The organism is Streptomyces sp. NPDC058198 (assembly GCF_042882605.1).
In the GTDB taxonomy this organism is placed as follows: domain Bacteria; phylum Actinomycetota; class Actinomycetes; order Streptomycetales; family Streptomycetaceae; genus Streptomyces.
This window is the reverse complement of record NZ_JBHVVP010000004.1, coordinates 365,381-381,724: the sequence shown is the minus strand read 5'-3', so window position 1 is coordinate 381,724 and position 16,344 is coordinate 365,381. Positions and strand designations below refer to the sequence as shown.

Here is a 16,344-nt window from a genome sequence, read left to right as displayed (position 1 = left end):
TCAGGCACCGGCGTCAGAGGCGCTCGATCACGTAGTCGATGCAGGCCGTCAGCGCCGTGACGTCCGACGGGTCGATCGCCGGGAACATCGCCACGCGCAGCTGGTTGCGGCCCAGCTTGCGGTACGGCTCCGTGTCGACGATGCCGTTGGCGCGCAGCGCCTTGGCGACGGCCGTCGCGTCGATCTCGTCCGCGAAGTCGATCGTGCCGATGACCTGCGAGCGCTTCGCCGGGTCGACCACGAACGGCGTCGCGTACTTGGACGCCTCGGCCCATCCGTACAGCGTGCGCGAGGAGGTGGCCGTACGGCGCACCGCCCAGTCCAGACCGCCCTGGGAGTTGAGCCAGTTCAGCTGCTCGTTGAGCAGGAAGAGCGTGGCCAGCGCCGGGGTGTTGTACGTCTGGTTCTTCAGGGAGTTGTCGATCGCCGTCGGCAGCGAGAAGAACTCCGGTACATGGCGCCCCGACCCGTGGACACGCGCGGCGCGCTCCAGCGCGGCCGGCGAGAAGACGCCGATCCACAGGCCGCCGTCGGCCGCGAAGGACTTCTGCGGGGCGAAGTAGTAGACGTCCGTCTCGGTGATGTCGACCGGCAGGCCGCCGGCGCCCGAGGTCGCGTCGACCAGGACGAGCGAACCCTCGTCGGCACCCGCGACCCGCTTGATCGGAGCGGCGACGCCGGTGGAGGTCTCGTTGTGGGTGAAGGCGTAGACGTCGACGCCCTCCTCGGCCTCCGGGTCCGGGTGGGAGCCGGGGTCGGCGGCGATGACGGTCGGATCGGCCAGCCACGGCGCGAGCTTCGCCGCCTTCGCGAACTTGGAGGAGAACTCACCGAAGGAGAGGTGCTGCGACTTGTTCTCGATCAGTCCGTGCGTCGCGATGTCCCAGAAGGCGGTGGAGCCGCCGTTGCCGAGGATCACCTCGTAGCCCTCGGGAAGCTCGAAAAGGCTCCGTACTCCGTCGCGCACCGCGCCGACCAGGTTCTTGACCGGGGCCTGGCGGTGGGACGTACCCAGGAGCGACGTGCCGGTGGCGGCCAGCGCGTCCACCGCCTCCGTCCGCACCTTGGAGGGACCTGCGCCGAAACGGCCGTCGGCGGGCTTGATGTCAGCGGGAATCTCGATATCGGCCACGAAGAAGGAGCGTAGTCCTCCCGCCGCACCGTCGAGAACCGTGTCCGTCGGGTGAGACACCCACTGCGCTCCGTGGTGTCCGGTCAGCGGCCGAGCCGGACCGGCAGGTCGAACAGGTCGTTCTGCGTCACCACCGGCTTGTTGCGCAGTTCCGACGCCGGAACCGCCAGGTCCAGATCGGGGAAGCGCGCGAACAGGGCCGGCAGCGCCACCCCCGCCTCCAGCCGGGACAGCGCCGCACCCGGGCAGACGTGCGGGCCGTGCCCGAAGGAGATATGACGGTTCGGGGTGCGGGTGATGTCGAAATCGCCGGCCGTCGGTCCGTACTGCCGCTCGTCGCGGCCGATCGCGCCGAAGGACACGATCAGAGCTTCACCCTGAGGGAGTACGGCGTCACCGACCTCGATGTCCTCCGTGGCGAACCGGAACAGGACGTGCGAGGTCGGCGTCGACCAGCGCAGCGTCTCCTCGATCACGTTCTCCCACGGCACCTCGCCCGACAGCACCAGCGCGCGCTGCTCGGGGTGGGTACTCAGGGCCACCACGGCGTTGACGATCAGGCCGATCGTCGTCTCGTGCCCTGCCGTCATCATCAGCCGGAGGGTGTTGACGATCTCCTCGTCCGTGAGGCGGTCACCGTTCTCCGACGCCGCGATCAGCGCGCTGGTCAGGTCGTCGCCCGGGTTCGCGCGCTTCGATTCGAGGGTCCTGGTGAACAGGACGGCGAGGTCCGCTATGACCTGGGGGACCTCTTCGCGCGGTGTCTGCGTCGAGAAGAACTTGTCGTAGAGCCCCTTCAGCCGGGGGAGATCGGCCGGATCCACCCCCATCAGCTCCCTGACCACGCTCATCGGCAGCGGGTAGGCGAACTCCTTCTTCAGATCGACCGGTTCGGCCCGATCGGCGCGCGCGGCCGGTTCGGCCCGACTGGCGCGACCGGCCGGGTCGGCGAGCTCACGTGCGGCCAGCCGGTCCAGCAGATCCGCCGTCAGCTCCTCGATACGCGCCCGCAGCCGCTCCACCCTCCGTACGGTCAGGGCCTGCGCGACCAGGGTGCGCAGCCGCCGGTGATCCGCGCCGTCCACGGTCAGCATGGAACGGCCGGGGTTGGCCAGCCCGATCAGCGGCCAGTCGAGCGGGATCTCGCCGCGCTGCCAGGCGCCCCAGACCGTGATGTCCTTCACCAGCCGGGCGTCGGTGAGGAGCTGACGGGCCTCGGCGTGGTGGGTGATCGCGTAGCAGGCCACCCCGCCCGGCAGCTCGACGCGCGCGAGCGGACCCGCCGCGCGCAGCGTGGCGCTCTCGCCGTCCAGGTCGGTGACGAACGGGTCGAGGACGATGACGCCGCCCGGGTCCGCGGCCGCCCCCGTCGCTTCCACCGGCCGGTTCGCGTGGGGACAGGTCATGTCGTGCCTCCGACGGCAGAGGTGGGAGTGAAGCTCACCGGCAGTTCCGCCAGACCCCGCAGCCACGGGGACGGCCGCCGGGTGAGCGTGTCGGCCGGGACCGCGAGGTCGATGTCGGGGAGCCGGTCGAGCAGCACCTCGATGGCCGTACGGGCGATGACCTCGGCGATCTCCTGCGCCGGGAACGGGCAGCGGTGCTCGCCGTGGCCGAAGGAGAAGAAGGCGCTGTTGCCACCGGTGAACGCGGAGCCGTCGGTGCGGATCTGCGGGTCGTGGTTGGCGGCGGCGAGGCCGAGCAGGAGCAGGTCGCCGGCCCGGATACGGCGGTCGCCGAGGCGGGTGTCGCGCGCGGCCCAGCGGCCGGCGACGTTCTGGGTGGGAGTGTCCTCCCAGAGGACCTCGTTCATGGCCTCCGCGACGCTGTGCCGGCCGCCGGAGAGGGACGCGGCGAACCGGTCGTCCGTGAGCATCAGCCGCAGCGAGTTGCCGATCCAGTCGGCGGTCGGCTGGTGGCCGACGACCAGCATCACCCGCAGGTCCTCGGCGATCTCCTCGTCCGTGAAGCCGCTCGCGCCGCGCACCAGCCGGGAGGCGACGTCCGGTCCCGGCGTCTCGCGCTTCTCGACGAGCAGTTCCGCCACGGACCGGGTGAGCAGGCGCTGGGCCGCCTGAGCGTTCTCACGGCCGTCGATCATGTTCTTGAGCGCGGTGACCAGGCCGGGGCCCCGGTCGTCCTGGAAGCCGTAGATCTTCAGCAGGACGCGGACGGGCAGGAACGAGGCGTACCGGGAGATGATCTCCGTACCGCCCTCGGTGCAGAAGCCGTCGATCAGCTCGTCGGCGTACTGCTCCGCGTACCTCTTGAGCGCGAACGGGTCGACCGCCTCCAGCACATCGCTGATCATCGCCGCGCGCCGCCGGTGCCGCTCGCCGACCGTGTAGAGGATCGACGGCTGCTTACGGCCGATCATCGGCAGCAGCGGCCAGTCCGCGGGGATGCTGTCCCACTGGTTCCACAGGTCGGAGTCACGGCTGAAGAGCACCGGGTCGCCGGTGACCTGGTGCAGCTCGCGGTAGCCGAGGACCAGCCAGGCCGGGATGTCGCCGGTGAGGACGACCGGGGCGACGGAGCCGTGGTCGCGCCTCATCTCCCGGTAGAGCCGGGCGGGTTCGGCCTGGAACAGCGGGCCGCTGAGGGGGACGGGCGCGGGGCCGCCGTGGGCGGGGCAGCCGGACAGGCCGGACGGGGTGGTCGGGGTCGTCACGGTGCGGTCTCCGGGGTCGGGGCCGAGGCCGTGGCCGGCACCGGGGACGGGGACGGGGACGGGGACGGGGCCGGGGACGCGGCCGGGGTGGTGTCCGCCGCCATGTCGGCCTCTCTCTTCGCGGACAGCCGGTAGAGGTAGTCGACCAGGGTGATCAGTACGTACTTGCTGGACGAGCGGTCCCGCGCGTCGCACTCCACCAGCGGCACATCGGGTGCCAGGTCGAGCGCCTCCCGTATCTGCTCCTCCGTGTGGACGGGCCCGCCGAAGTCGTTGCACGCCACGATGAACGGCGTGCCGTGGTGCTCCAGACGGTCGATCGCGTACCAGGAGTCGGAGAGACGGCGGGTGTCGACCAGCACGACCGCGCCGAGCGTTCCGGAGAAGAGGCGCTCCCACAGAAACCAGAAACGTTCCTGCCCGGGCGCCCCGAAGAGGTAGAGCACCGAGCGCGCGTCGAGGGAGATACGGCCGAAGTCGAAGGCGACGGTGGTGGAGGTCTTTCTGCGGAGCCCTTCGAGATCGGCGAGTACGTCGATGCCCTCGCTCGCGCGGGTCATCGTCTCCTCGGTGTTCAGGGGACGGATCTCACTGACGGAACGGACCATGGTGGTCTTGCCGACACCGAAGCCGCCAACGATGACGATCTTCAGACCGTTGTCGGCGGTACTGGCCAGCGACGGCCGGGCCGAGGCCGGGCCGGTGGTCCGTTCAAAGGTTGCGGAGTCCAACGAGCACCTGCTCCAGGATGTGGGGATCGGGAAGTCGGTCGGCTGCGCGGGCCGTACGGGGATGGCGGGCGCTGATCCGGCCGGTGTCGAGCAGGTCGGCGAGCATGATCCGCACGATGCTGCCGGGCAGCCGGAGTTCGGCGGCGATCTCCACGACGGCCGTCGGACGATGGCACATGCGCAGGATCGCGGCATGCTCCGACTGCATGCCGGGGGTCGGGTCACACTCCGCGACCACGAGCGTCACCAGGTCGAACCTGCCCGTGTCGGACCGGCTGCGCCCTCCGGTGAGGGTGTACAGCCGGTCGGGTGAGTCGTCCCGGCCGGGCCGGCTCATACCCGTACGCCGCCTTGCCCCGGGCCGGTGGCGCTGCCTTGGGCGGTGCTGCTGTGGGCGGTGGTGCCTTGGGCGGTGCTGCTTCCTTCGGTGGAATCGCGCGGGGGCGAGCTGAGGTGTTCCCCGAGCTGTTCGACGAGTTCGCTCATGTTGTGCCCGACCAGGCCGACATCGGCGTCCTCGGCGGCGACGACGGCGAGATGGGCGCCGTCCCCGGCCTCCACGATCAGCAGGACGCCGCCGTAGAACTCGGTCATGGCGGACCGCACGCCGCCGGCGCCGTTGCCGAACTCGACGGACGCGCCGTGCGACAGGCTCTGGATGCCGGCCGCGATGGCGGCGAGCTGGTCGGCCTGGTCGACGGAGAGCTCGGGGGTACGGCACAGCCTGAGGCCGTCCCGGGACAGGACCAGCGCATGGCGCGCGCCGGGCGTGCGCTGGAGCAGGTTCTCCAGCAGCCAGTTGAGCTTCTCGTCGGTGGAGGTGCCGGTCATCGGGGGTTGCCTTCCGGGTGCGTGGAGTTCGCCGGGCGCGGTGGGGTGGCGCGTACAGCCTTCAGGAAGCTGCTGAACCGGGCCGCCTGCGAGGTGGCGGGCGGGGCCGTGGACTCGGTGGCGGGCGCGGAGGTGTCGGCGGAGGGGGCCTCGGCGGTGGGTGCGGCGGCCGCGCTGTGACGGGACCGGGAGCCTTCACCGCCGGTACGGCGCAGGGTGGCGGCGAGGGTACGGCCACGGCGGCGCTTGGGCAGGCCGCTCGCACCCAGCTCGGGGGACGTCGGCTCGGGGGCTGCTGCGGGTGCCGGCTCGGCGGCCGATTCGGGGGCCGGCTCCGGGGCCGGTTCCGGGGCCGGCTCCGGGGTGGTGTCGGCCGGGGTTTCCGCAGCCGGTTCGCCGGTGAGGGCGGCGTCGGGTACGGCGTCAGGTTCGGACGCGGGGGCGGCCTGTACGGGCGGCTGCCCCGGGACCTCCGTACGCAGCCGCGCGATCAGCTCGTGCGGCAGCAGCACCAGCGCACCCGTGCCACCCCGCGCGGACGGCCGGAAGGAGACCGTCAGCCCGTGCTTGCGGGCCAGCTTGCCGACCACCGCGAGACCGAGCCGGGTGCCGGACAGACCGCTGAGGTCCGACTGTTCCGTCGTGACGGCCCGCTCGGCGCGGCGCAGTTGGACATCACTCATCACCAGCCCGCTGTCCTCGACCGTGATGACGATCCCGGCCGGGACCTCCTCCACGTACACATGGACTTCGGCGGTCGGCGGCGAGAAGTTCGCCGCGTTGTCGAGGAGCTCCGCGAGAGCGTGCATGACACCCTCGGCCGCATGCCCCGCGATGGCCGCTTCACTCGTCGAATGGAGCCGCACTCGCTGATATCCGCTGATCCGGCCCATCGCGCCGCGCAGGATGGACTCCATCACGATCGGCTTCGCCCAGCGCCGGCCGGAGCGTGCGCCGGTCAGTACCGCGATGGAGTCGGCGAGACGGCCCGCCTGGGCGGTGCGGTGGTCCAGGTGCAGCAGATCGCCGAGTACGTCCTCGTCCGTGTGCCGGTGCTCCATCTCGCGGAGGTCGGCGAGCATGCTCGTCGCGAGGGCCTGCATGCGTCCTGCGGCGTTGGCGCAGGCGGAGACGGCGGCCGCGCGGTTGTTCTCGCTGCGGGCGGCCTCCTCGGCGGCACGCCGTGCCTCCGTGACGGTGCGCCGGACGTCTTCCGCGGCCTGCTGGGCGTCGGCGGCGAGCTGGTCCGCGTGCGCGGAGAGAGCCGCGTTCCGCTCACGGAGCTGCCGGCCGGTCGCCACGGCGTGCGCGGCGAAGGTGACGGCCGCGGTCAGTGCCACGGCGGCCGTGCCCGCGCCCCAGGCCAGCGGGGTCTGTACCGAATCGGGTGCCGCGGACACCGCCCACACACAGAGAAGGGCGCTGACGGCAGCCGATATCAGCAGGGCCGGTGCGGTCGGCCGGAGTGGGGGGCGCAAAGTCGGCTACCTCGTAGACGGGGGAAGGGGCGGGAGGGGTGGGGCAGGGCGGGACACGGGTGGGGCCGCTTCGAGCAGATGCCGCGAGGCGTCCATCTGTTGAATCATGCTCAAACGGTGGTCACTATAGGAGAATTGACGATCAGTTTGGGAGATTCCTGTTTGATTTCTTGTGTGCTGCTGGTGTGGCAGGTAGGGAAAAGCTGGGGCTGAGGTGATAACAGAGGCATCCTGGGCTTATGGCTGAGCAGGCGGAGCAGCGGAAAACGACAGAAGCGGCAGCGGCGACGGAGGCCGCAGCGGCAACGAAAGCGGCCACGGCGGCGGCGTCGACGGCACTGGCGCGCGAGCTGAAGGCAGCCGTGCGCGGTGAGGTCGACTTCGGCGCGGCGGCGCGGGCGCTGATGACGATGGACGCGTCCAACTACCGGCGGGTGCCGGTGGGCGTCGTCACCCCGCGTGACGCGGCGGACGTGGCGGCGGCGCTGGAGGTGTGCCGGCGGCACGGGGTGCCAGTGGTGCCACGCGGCGCCGGGACCTCGATCGCCGGGCAGGCCACGGGCGTGGGCGTGGTGTTCGATCTCACCCGCCATCTGCGGTCGATCGTGTCGGTGGACCCCGAGGCGCGTACGGCGGTCGTACAGCCCGGCGTCGTCATGGACGACCTGCGCGACGCCGTGCGGCCGTACGGCCTGACCTTCGGGCCCGATCCCTCCACGCACAATCGCTGCACGATCGGCGGAATGATCGGCAACAACTCGTGCGGATCCCACTCGGTGGCCTGGGGCACGACGGCCGACAACGTCCGCGGGCTGTCCGTCACCACGTACGGCGGTGACACGCTGCGCCTCGGCCAGGGCTGGGACGGCGCCCCCGCCGGACTGCGCGCGCTGGTCGACAGCCACCTCGCGCTGCTGCGTACGGGCTTCCCCCAGGGGCTGCCACGGCGGATCTCCGGATACGCGCTGGACGCGCTGCTCCCCGAGGCGGGCGTCGATCTGGCCCGCGCCTTCTGCGGCAGCGAGGGCACGCTCGGGATCGTCACGGAAGCGTCCGTACGGCTGGTCGAGGCGCCCGCGGCCCGTGCCCTCGCGGTCCTGGGGTATCCGGACGAGAGCGCGGCCGCCGAAGCCGCGTCCGGGCTGCTTCCGTACGGTCCGCTGACCGTCGAGGGCATGGCCGAGGATCTCGTACGGAGCGGGCACGACCTGCCGCGCGGCGGGGCCTGGCTCTTCGTGGAGACTGGCGGCGCGACGCCCGCGGAGGCGCGGGCCGCCGCGTCGGCGATGCTCCGTGCGGCCGACGCGCTGGACGGGACGGTGGTGGACGATCCGGCCGGGCAGCGGGCGCTGTGGCGGGTACGGGAGGACGCGTCGGGCACCGCCACCCGGATGCCCGACGGCAGCGAGGCCTGGCCCGGCTGGGAGGACTGCGCGGTGCCGCCGGCCCGGCTCGGGGCGTATCTGCGCGATTTCCGCGCCCTGCTGGCCGAGCACGGTCTGCGTGGCACGCCGTACGGTCACTTCGGGGACGGCTGCATCCATGTCCGTATCGACTTCGACCTGCTGAGCGAGGACGGCGTACGGCGCTTCCGGCGCTTCTCGGAGGACGTGGCCGGGCTGGTGGTCGCGCACGGCGGCTCGCTGTCCGGGGAGCACGGCGACGGGCTGGCGCGCGCGGAGCTGCTGCCGAAGATGTACGGAGCGGAACTGGTCGGTCTCTTCGGCCGGTTCAAGGACGTGTGGGATCCGGCGGGCGGCATGAACCCCGGCGTCCTGGCCCGTCCCGCCCGGCTCGACGCGGACCTGCGCTTCGCGGTACTGCCGCGCGAGCCCGTCGATGTCGCGTTCAGCTATCCGCACGACGGTCCGCAGGGCGGGGACTTCGCCGGGGCCGTACGCCGGTGTGTCGGCGTCGCCAAGTGCCGGGTGGCCGGGCCGAGTACGGGTGCGGGTGTGATGTGCCCGTCGTTCCGCGCGACGGGCGAGGAACAGCACTCCACACGCGGGCGCGCGCGGCTGCTGCACGAAATGCTCGCGGGCGAGATCGTGACGGACGGCTGGCGCTCGACGGAGGTACGGGACGCGCTGGACCTGTGCCTGTCCTGCAAGGGCTGCCGCAGCGACTGCCCGGTGGGCGTGGACATGGCCACGTACAAGGCGGAGTTCCTGCACCACCACTACGCGGGGCGGCTGCGGCCGGCGGAGCACTACGCGATGGGCTGGCTGCCGCTGTGGCTACGGGCGGCGGCGCCGTTCGCCCGGGTGCTGAACGCGGCCGCGCGGGTGCGGCCGCTGGCGGCGGTCGCGAAGCGGCTGGGGGGCATCGCTCCGGAGCGGGCGATCCCGCGGCTGGCCCCGGAGACGTTCGGGCGGTGGCTGCGGCGGCACATGGCGGCCAGGACGGGTGTCTTCCCGCAGGGCCGTACGGCGGTCCTGTGGCCGGACACCTTCACGGAGCATCTCTCGCCATCGGTCGGACAGGCGGCGGTACGGGTGATGGAGGCGGCCGGCATCGGCATCGTGTCGCCGCAGGGCGGCCGGGTGTGCTGCGGGCTGACCTATGTCTCGACGGGTCAGCTCGACCGGGCACGTACGGTCATGCGCCGCACCCTGGACCGGATGGAACCGCTGCTGGACCTGGGCCTGCCGGTCGTCGTCCTGGAACCGAGCTGCGCGGCGGCGCTGACCACGGACCTGCCGGAACTGCTCGCCGACGACCCGCGCGCGGCGCGGCTCGCGGCGTCGGTCCGTACCTTCGCCCAGGCGCTGGAGGAGTGCGCCCCCGACTGGCAGCCGCCCCGCCTCGACCGCGCGGTGGCCGGTCAGACGCACTGCCACCAGCACGCGGTCCTGGGCGACGAGGCGGACCGCCGGCTGCGTGAACGCGCGGGCCTGACGGGGGATCTGAGCGGCGGCTGCTGCGGTCTGGCAGGCAACTTCGGCTTCGAACGCGGCCACTACGAGGTGTCGGTGGCCTGCGCGGAGGACCAACTGCTGCCGTCGGTAAGGGCGGCAGAGGCGGCGGCGGAGGGATCGCAGGGCCCGGAGGTCCTGGCGGACGGCTTCTCCTGCCGTACCCAGCTCGACCAGCTGGGCGGCTACCGGGCCCGGCACCTGGCGGAGGTGCTGGCGGAGGGACTGTGAGGTGGCTGTACGCCCGTGCCTCAGGCTCCTGACGCCAACTCGTGGGCCAGTGCCGCCAGCTGGGGGATCGCCGGGTGGGTGGTGCCTTCGCGCCAGGCCAGGAAGACATGGAGGGGCGGGGCATCGGGCAACGGGCGGTAGGCGACGCCCGGGTGGGGGTGCATGGCCGCCGTCGAGGTGCCGGTGACGCCGATGCCCCGCGCCGCGGCGATGGCCGCCAGCCAGTCGTCCGTGTTGGCGACCGTCAGCGTGATCGCCGGGCCGGCCTGCGGCGGCCACAGGGCCGGGGTCGTCGTACCCGAGACCGTGTTCACGATCACCACTTCGGACGCCAGGTCCGCCAGCGTCAGTGACGTACGCGCGGCCAGCGGCCCGTCGGCCGGGACCGCCGCGATGCGGGGCTCCGTGAACAGCAGCTCCTTGACCAGCCCCGGCGTCCCCACCGGCCCGCGCAGCAGCGCCGCGTCGACCTCGCCCCTGGTCAGCCCCGCCGTACGGTCGTCGATCCTGAGCAGCTCCAGCGGGGTCTCCGGATATTCCTGATGCCAGCGCCGGAGCAGCGGCGTAGTGTACGGGCCGAAAGCCGACCACGGGTGCCCGAGCCGCAGCGGCCGGCGGCGCAGCCGCCCCGCGTCGAGGGCGTCGTCGAACGCGGCGACCGCCACGGCCGCCTTGTCGCGGAAGGCGCGGCCCTCGGCGGTCAGGGCGAGATGGTGGGTGGAGCGTTCCGCCAGCCGCACGCCGAGATGTTTCTCCAGCGTGGCGAGGGCGCGGGAGACGGCGGGCTGGGTGAGATGCAGCCGGGTCGCCGCCCTGGTCACGCTCGACTCCTCGGCGATGGCGAGGAAGCAGCGGAGGTGGCGCAGCTCGATGCTCATGCGCGTGGAGCATAACGGCAGCCCAATCGGCATTTCACAGGGTGAGCGCCGGAGTCGTAGCGTGACGGTGGATGTCGGCGGATGCCGACGGTTGAGGTGCAGTATGTTGGACCTCCAGTCCAGTGAAGTGAACTAGGAGAGGTTTCCGGTGGAAGAGCCGCGTACCACCACCGCCGCGGCCACCACCGCCGCGGCCACCACCGCCGCGGCCACCACCGCCGCGGCCGCTGTCTCGCTGCCGGAGGCCGCCGGGGTCGCGGACGGCGGCCTCGCCCAGCCCGGCGACCGGCCCGCCGCCTCCAGGCGCACCCTCGGCCCCGTCGCCCTCGTCGTCGCCGGCGGGCTCTCCGTACAGTTCGGCGCCGCCATCGCCGTCCTGCTGATGCCGCGCACCGGCGCCGTCGGCGTCGTCTCGCTGCGGCTCGGGCTCGCCGCGATCGTCCTGCTCGCCGTCTGCCGCCCCACCCTGCGCGGCTACTCGCGCGCCGACTGGGGGACGGTGGTCGCCTTCGGCGTCGCCCTCGCCGCCATGAACGGCCTCTTCTATCAGGCGGTCGACCGCATCCCGCTGGGCGTGGCCGTCACCCTCGAAGTCCTCGGCCCGCTCACGCTCTCCGTGATCGTCTCCCGGCGGCTGATCAACGTCCTGTGGGCCGTTCTCGCGCTCGGCGGTGTGCTCCTGCTCAGCGGCGGCGGCTTCGACCGTCTCGACCCGGTGGGCGCGGCGTTCGCGCTCGGGGCGGGCGCCATGTGGGCGGCGTACATCGTCTTCAGCGCGGGTACCGGCCGGCGCTTCCCGCAGGCCGACGGGCTGGCGCTGGCGATGGCGGTCGGCGCGCTGCTGGCCCTGCCGCTGGGGATCCTGGAGTCGGGGTCGAAGCTGCTGGTGCCGTCGACGCTGGGGCTGGCTCTGGCGGTGGCGTTGATGTCCTCCGTACTCCCGTACACCCTCGAACTCCTCGCCCTGCGGCGGCTGCCCGCCCCGACCTTCGCCGTGCTGATGAGTCTGGAACCGGCCATCGCGGCGACCGCCGGATTCCTCCTGCTGGACCAGGCGCTCTCGGCCACCGACGCGCTGGCCATCGCGCTGGTCATCGTGGCGAGCATGGGCGCGGTACGGACCCAGGTGGGGCGACAGGCCGAGAAGAAGTAGGGCCCCTGTCGCCGGACGGCCCCGTCGCACGGTCCAAAGCAAGCATGCTTGCTTGTTTCTCCGGGCGCTGCCATGCTCCGGGACACGCACACCGCCGTGTCCCGAGGGGAGCGCACCCGTGTCCGACTCTGCCGCAGTGCTCGACGATCTGCGCAGCGAGAGCGAGGAACTCGACCGGCTGGTGGGCCCGCTCGGCCCCGGCCGCTGGGCCCTCGCGACGCCGGCCCCCGGCTGGTCCGTGGCCCATCAGATCGCTCATCTGACCTGGACCGACGCGGCCGCCCTGCTCGCCGTCACCGACCCGGGCGCATTCGCGGCGGACGCGCGGAAGGCTCTCGCGGCCGCTGACTCCTTCGTGGACGAGGGGGCGGCGGCCGGCGCCGTACTCCCGCCCGCCGACCTGCTCGCCCGCTGGCGCGACGGCCGCGAGCGGCTCCAGCAGGCGCTGCGGGCCGCACCGCCCGGCGCGCGTTTCCCCTGGTACGGGCCGCCGATGAGCGCCGCCTCGATGGCGACGGCGCGGCTGATGGAGACCTGGGCGCACGGCCAGGACGTCGCCGACGCGCTCAGCGTCCCACGCGAGCCGACCGCGCGGCTGCGGCATGTCGCGTGGATCGGCGTACGGGCCCGTGACTACGCCTACTTCGTACGGGGTGAGGAGCCGCCCACCGACCCGTTCCGCGTCGAACTGACCGGCCCGGCGGGGGAGTTGTGGACGTACGGCCCCGAGGGCGCGAGCCAGCGCGTCACCGGGCCCGCGCTGGACTTCTGTCTGCTGGTGACACAGCGGGCGCACCGCGCGGATCTCGCCGTACAGGCGGAGGGCGCGGCGGCCGATCACTGGCTGGACATCGCGCAGGCCTTCGCGGGACCGGCCGGCGCGGGCCGCGCGCCCGCCGGTCGTGCCGAGGGGGCCTGATGACCGTCGACACGTCGGCCGACGTGCTGCGGATCGGGAACGCCTCCGGCTTCTACGGCGACCGTTTCGACGCGCTGCGCGAGATGCTCACCGGCGGCCCGCTCGATGTCCTCACCGGGGACTATCTCGCCGAGCTGACCATGCTCATCCTCGGCAGGGACCGGCTGAAGGACCCGGGCGCCGGCTACGCGAAGACGTTCCTGCGGCAGCTGGAGGAGGGGCTCGGCCTCGCGCACGAGCGGGGCGTGAAGATCGTCGCCAACGCGGGCGGACTGAACCCGGCCGGACTCGCCGCCGCCGTGCGCGCGCTGGCCGAGCGGGTGGGCGTGCCGGTACGGGTCGCCCATGTCGAGGGCGACGACCTGCTGGCACGCGGAGACCTGTCGGCGCACGGCGGCTGGGGCGAGGGAGTCCTCACCGCCCACGCCTACCTCGGCGGCGCCGGGATCGCCGCCTGCCTGCGCGCCGGCGCCGATGTCGTGGTCACCGGACGCGTCACCGACGCGGCGCTCGTGACCGGCCCGGCGGCCGCCCGCTTCGGCTGGGGCCCGGACGACCTCGACGCGCTCGCGGGCGCGGTCGTCGCCGGGCATGTGCTGGAGTGCGGCACCCAGGCGACCGGCGGGAACTACTCCTTCTTCCGTGCGCACGACGTGCGCCGTCCCGGCTTCCCCCTCGCCGAGATCCACGCCGACGGCTCCGCGGTCATCACCAAGCACGACGGCACGGGCGGAGTGGTCGACCTCGGCACCGTCACCGCCCAGCTGCTGTACGAGACCGGGGGCGCCCGGTACGCGGGACCGGACGTGACCGCTCGCCTCGACACCGTACGGCTGGCCCAGGAAGGACCCGACCGGGTCAGGATCTCCGGCGTACGGGGCGAGGCGCCGCCCCCCACGCTGAAGGTCGGGCTGAACCGGATCGGCGGCCTGCGCAACGAGGTCGTCTTCGTCCTCACCGGCCTCGACATCGACGCCAAGGCCCGGCTGGTGCGCGCGCAGGTGGAGGACGCGCTCGGCGAACGCCGCCCGGCGGAGGTCCGCTGGGAGCTGGCCCGTACGGACAGGACCGACGCGGACACCGAGGAGACCGCGAGCGCCCTGCTGCGGCTCGTGGTGCGCGACAGCGATCCGCAGGCGGTGGGGCGGGCGGTCAGCGGGGCGGCGATCGAGCTGGCGCTCGGCAGCTACCCGGGCTTCCATGTGACGGCCCCGCCGGGGAAGGGCACGCCGTACGGGGTCTTCGAGGCGGCGTACGTCGACGCGGCGCGGGTCGCGCACACGGCGGTGCTGCCGGACGGCGAGCGGGTGGCGGTGCCGTCCCCCGTACGTACGAAGGTGCTTGAGCCGGTCCCGGAGCCGGCGGACGGGCTCCCCGAGCCGCTGCCCGCCGGTCTGCCCACCCGCTCCGCGCCCCTCGGACTGATCGCGGGCGCCCGCAGCGGCGACAAGGGCGGCGACGCGAACGTCGGCGTGTGGACGAGGAGCGAGGACGCCTGGCGGTGGCTGGTCCATGAGCTGACGGCCGAGAGATTCCGGCAGCTGATCCCCGAGAGCCGGGACCTGACCGTCGTCCGGCACACCCTGCCCCATCTACGCGCCCTCAACTTCACCGTCGAAGGGCTCCTCGGGGAAGGCGTCGCCGCCCAGGCCCGGTTCGACCCGCAGGCCAAGGCGCTCGGCGAGTGGCTGCGGTCCCGGTACGCCGACATCCCCGAGGCACTGCTGCCGACCGAGGCGCCGCTGTCCGCCGAGGTACCGCTGTCCCCGGAGGTACCGCTGTCCCCGGAGGTCCTGCTGTGACCGTGCTCCCGTCGGCCCTCGACATCACGTCCCCCGACTACGCCTCGCACCGCGCGACCATGCTCGCCAAGCTCGCGCTGCTCGACACCGAACACGCCAAGGCCCTGGCCGGCGGCGGTGAGAAGTACGTCGCCCGCCACCGCGCGCGCGGCAAGCTCCTCGCCCGCGAACGGATCGAGCTGCTCCTCGACCCCGACACCCCGTTCCTTGAGCTGTCACCGCTCGCCGCCTGGGGCAGTGACTACCCCGTCGGCGCGTCCATGGTCACCGGCATCGGGGTGGTCGAGGGCGTCGAGTGCCTGATCACCGCGAACGACCCGACCGTGCGCGGCGGGGCCAGCAATCCGTGGACCCTGAGGAAGGCCCTGCGCGCCAACGAGATCGCGTACGCCAACCGCCTTCCGTGCATCAGCCTCGTCGAGTCGGGCGGCGCCGATCTCCCCTCCCAGAAGGAGATCTTCATCCCCGGCGGGGCCCTGTTCCGCGACCTCACCCGGCTCTCCGCCGCCGGCATCCCGACCGTCGCGGTGGTCTTCGGCAACTCCACGGCGGGCGGGGCGTACGTCCCCGGCATGTCCGACCACACCGTCATGATCAAGGACAGGTCGAAGGTCTTCCTCGGCGGACCGCCGCTGGTGAAGATGGCCACCGGCGAGGAGAGCGACGACGAGTCCCTCGGCGGCGCCGCGATGCACGCCCGTACGTCGGGTCTCGCGGACCACTTCGCGGTGGACGAGCAGGACGCGATCCGGCAGGCGCGGCGGATCGTCGCCCGCCTCAACTGGCGCAAGGCGCATGCCGATCCCGGCCCGGCCGAGCCGCCCGCGTACGACGAGGAGGAGCTTCTCGGCATCGTCCCCGGCGATCTGAAGATCCCCTTCGACCCGCGCGAGGTCATCGCCAGGATCGTGGACGGCTCGGACTTCGACGAGTTCAAACCGCTGTACGGGCCGAGCCTGGTGACCGGCTGGGCGGAGCTGCACGGATATCCGGTGGGGGTGCTGGCCAACGCGCAGGGCGTGCTGTTCTCCGCCGAGTCGCAGAAGGCCGCGCAGTTCATCCAGCTCGCCAACCAGCGCGACATCCCGCTGCTCTTCCTGCACAACACCACCGGCTACATGGTCGGCAAGGAGTACGAGCAGGGCGGCATCATCAAGCACGGCGCGATGATGATCAACGCCGTGTCGAACTCCACCGTCCCGCATCTGTCGGTGCTGATGGGCGCGTCGTACGGCGCCGGGCACTACGGCATGTGCGGCCGCGCCTACGATCCGCGCTTCCTCTTCGCCTGGCCGAGCGCCAAGTCCGCGGTGATGGGGCCGCAGCAGCTCGCGGGCGTCCTGTCGATCGTGGCGCGGGCCTCGGCGGCGGCGAAGGGACAGCCGTACGACGACGAGGGGGACGCGGCGCTGCGCGCGATGGTGGAGCAGCAGATCGAGTCCGAGTCCCTGCCGATGTTCCTGTCAGGACGGCTGTACGACGACGGGGTCATCGACCCGCGCGACACCCGCACCGTCCTCGGCCTGTGCCTGTCCGCCCTCCACACCGCCCCGGTCGAGGGTGTGCGGGGCGGCTTCGGCGTCTTCCGGATGTGAGGTCACCA

General features: G+C 72.6%; 13 protein-coding genes. 5 read left to right on the top strand and 8 right to left on the bottom strand.

What is annotated here, in order from left to right:
* Positions 1–13: 13 nt before the first annotated feature.
* The 7 genes from serC to ACFVWW_RS17755 form a co-directional block, all read right to left on the bottom strand.
* On the bottom strand, positions 14–1,132 hold the full coding sequence (gene serC, locus ACFVWW_RS17785; RefSeq protein WP_384178827.1) for a phosphoserine transaminase: 1,119 nt from the start codon (positions 1,130–1,132) through the stop codon (positions 14–16).
* 83 nt (positions 1,133–1,215) lie between these two features.
* Positions 1,216–2,538, bottom strand: a complete 1,323-nt coding sequence (locus ACFVWW_RS17780; protein WP_384178829.1) for a cytochrome P450 — start codon at positions 2,536–2,538, stop codon at positions 1,216–1,218.
* Positions 2,535–3,803, bottom strand: a complete 1,269-nt coding sequence (locus ACFVWW_RS17775; protein ID WP_386878635.1) for a cytochrome P450 — start codon at positions 3,801–3,803, stop codon at positions 2,535–2,537. Before ACFVWW_RS17775 ends, ACFVWW_RS17780 begins: the two co-directional genes overlap by 4 nt.
* Positions 3,800–4,534, bottom strand: a complete 735-nt coding sequence (locus ACFVWW_RS17770) for an ATP/GTP-binding protein (RefSeq protein ID WP_386878636.1) — start codon at positions 4,532–4,534, stop codon at positions 3,800–3,802. Before ACFVWW_RS17770 ends, ACFVWW_RS17775 begins: the two co-directional genes overlap by 4 nt.
* The gene (locus tag ACFVWW_RS17765) at positions 4,515–4,871 is read right to left on the bottom strand and encodes a DUF742 domain-containing protein (RefSeq protein ID WP_384332131.1); all 357 of its coding nucleotides are present in this window, start codon (positions 4,869–4,871) and stop codon (positions 4,515–4,517) included. The genes ACFVWW_RS17770 and ACFVWW_RS17765 overlap by 20 nt, the downstream gene beginning before the upstream one ends.
* The gene (locus tag ACFVWW_RS17760; RefSeq protein WP_384332134.1) at positions 4,868–5,365 is read right to left on the bottom strand and encodes a roadblock/LC7 domain-containing protein; all 498 of its coding nucleotides are present in this window, start codon (positions 5,363–5,365) and stop codon (positions 4,868–4,870) included. The genes ACFVWW_RS17765 and ACFVWW_RS17760 overlap by 4 nt, the downstream gene beginning before the upstream one ends.
* Positions 5,362–6,843: a sensor histidine kinase gene (locus ACFVWW_RS17755; RefSeq protein ID WP_386878637.1), complete on the bottom strand. Its 1,482-nt coding sequence runs from the start codon at positions 6,841–6,843 to the stop codon at positions 5,362–5,364. Before ACFVWW_RS17755 ends, ACFVWW_RS17760 begins: the two co-directional genes overlap by 4 nt.
* A 239-nt stretch (positions 6,844–7,082) precedes the next feature.
* Between ACFVWW_RS17755 and ACFVWW_RS17750 the strand changes: the two genes are divergently transcribed.
* On the top strand, positions 7,083–9,989 hold the full coding sequence (locus ACFVWW_RS17750) for an FAD-binding and (Fe-S)-binding domain-containing protein (protein WP_386878638.1): 2,907 nt from the start codon (positions 7,083–7,085) through the stop codon (positions 9,987–9,989).
* A gap of 20 nt (positions 9,990–10,009) precedes the next feature.
* Here ACFVWW_RS17750 and ACFVWW_RS17745 read toward each other — a convergent pair whose 3' ends face one another.
* Positions 10,010–10,867: a LysR family transcriptional regulator gene (locus ACFVWW_RS17745; RefSeq protein WP_384178843.1), complete on the bottom strand. Its 858-nt coding sequence runs from the start codon at positions 10,865–10,867 to the stop codon at positions 10,010–10,012.
* A gap of 235 nt (positions 10,868–11,102) precedes the next feature.
* Between ACFVWW_RS17745 and ACFVWW_RS17740 the strand changes: the two genes are divergently transcribed.
* From ACFVWW_RS17740 to ACFVWW_RS17725, 4 genes are all read left to right on the top strand, one after another.
* Entirely contained in the window at positions 11,103–12,020 is a 918-nt protein-coding gene (locus ACFVWW_RS17740) for a DMT family transporter (RefSeq protein WP_386878709.1), read from the top strand.
* Positions 12,021–12,138: 118 nt separating this feature from the next.
* On the top strand, positions 12,139–12,939 hold the full coding sequence (locus ACFVWW_RS17735; RefSeq protein WP_386878639.1) for a TIGR03084 family metal-binding protein: 801 nt from the start codon (positions 12,139–12,141) through the stop codon (positions 12,937–12,939).
* The gene (locus tag ACFVWW_RS17730) at positions 12,939–14,741 is read left to right on the top strand and encodes an acyclic terpene utilization AtuA family protein (protein WP_386878640.1); all 1,803 of its coding nucleotides are present in this window, start codon (positions 12,939–12,941) and stop codon (positions 14,739–14,741) included. The genes ACFVWW_RS17735 and ACFVWW_RS17730 overlap by 1 nt, the downstream gene beginning before the upstream one ends.
* Positions 14,738–16,336, top strand: a complete 1,599-nt coding sequence (locus tag ACFVWW_RS17725; RefSeq protein ID WP_386878641.1) for an acyl-CoA carboxylase subunit beta — start codon at positions 14,738–14,740, stop codon at positions 16,334–16,336. Before ACFVWW_RS17730 ends, ACFVWW_RS17725 begins: the two co-directional genes overlap by 4 nt.
* Positions 16,337–16,344 lie beyond the last annotated feature (8 nt).

Coding starts and splice junctions, on each gene's coding strand:
- ACFVWW_RS17780 (WP_384178829.1), bottom strand. CDS start 2,538: ATGACCTGTCCCCACGCGAACCGGCCGGTGGAAGCGACGGGGGCGGCC.
- ACFVWW_RS17765 (WP_384332131.1), bottom strand. CDS start 4,871: ATGAGCCGGCCCGGCCGGGACGACTCACCCGACCGGCTGTACACCCTC.
- ACFVWW_RS17760 (WP_384332134.1), bottom strand. CDS start 5,365: ATGACCGGCACCTCCACCGACGAGAAGCTCAACTGGCTGCTGGAGAAC.
- ACFVWW_RS17750 (WP_386878638.1), top strand. CDS start 7,083: ATGGCTGAGCAGGCGGAGCAGCGGAAAACGACAGAAGCGGCAGCGGCG.
- ACFVWW_RS17745 (WP_384178843.1), bottom strand. CDS start 10,867: ATGAGCATCGAGCTGCGCCACCTCCGCTGCTTCCTCGCCATCGCCGAG.
- ACFVWW_RS17730 (WP_386878640.1), top strand. CDS start 12,939: ATGACCGTCGACACGTCGGCCGACGTGCTGCGGATCGGGAACGCCTCC.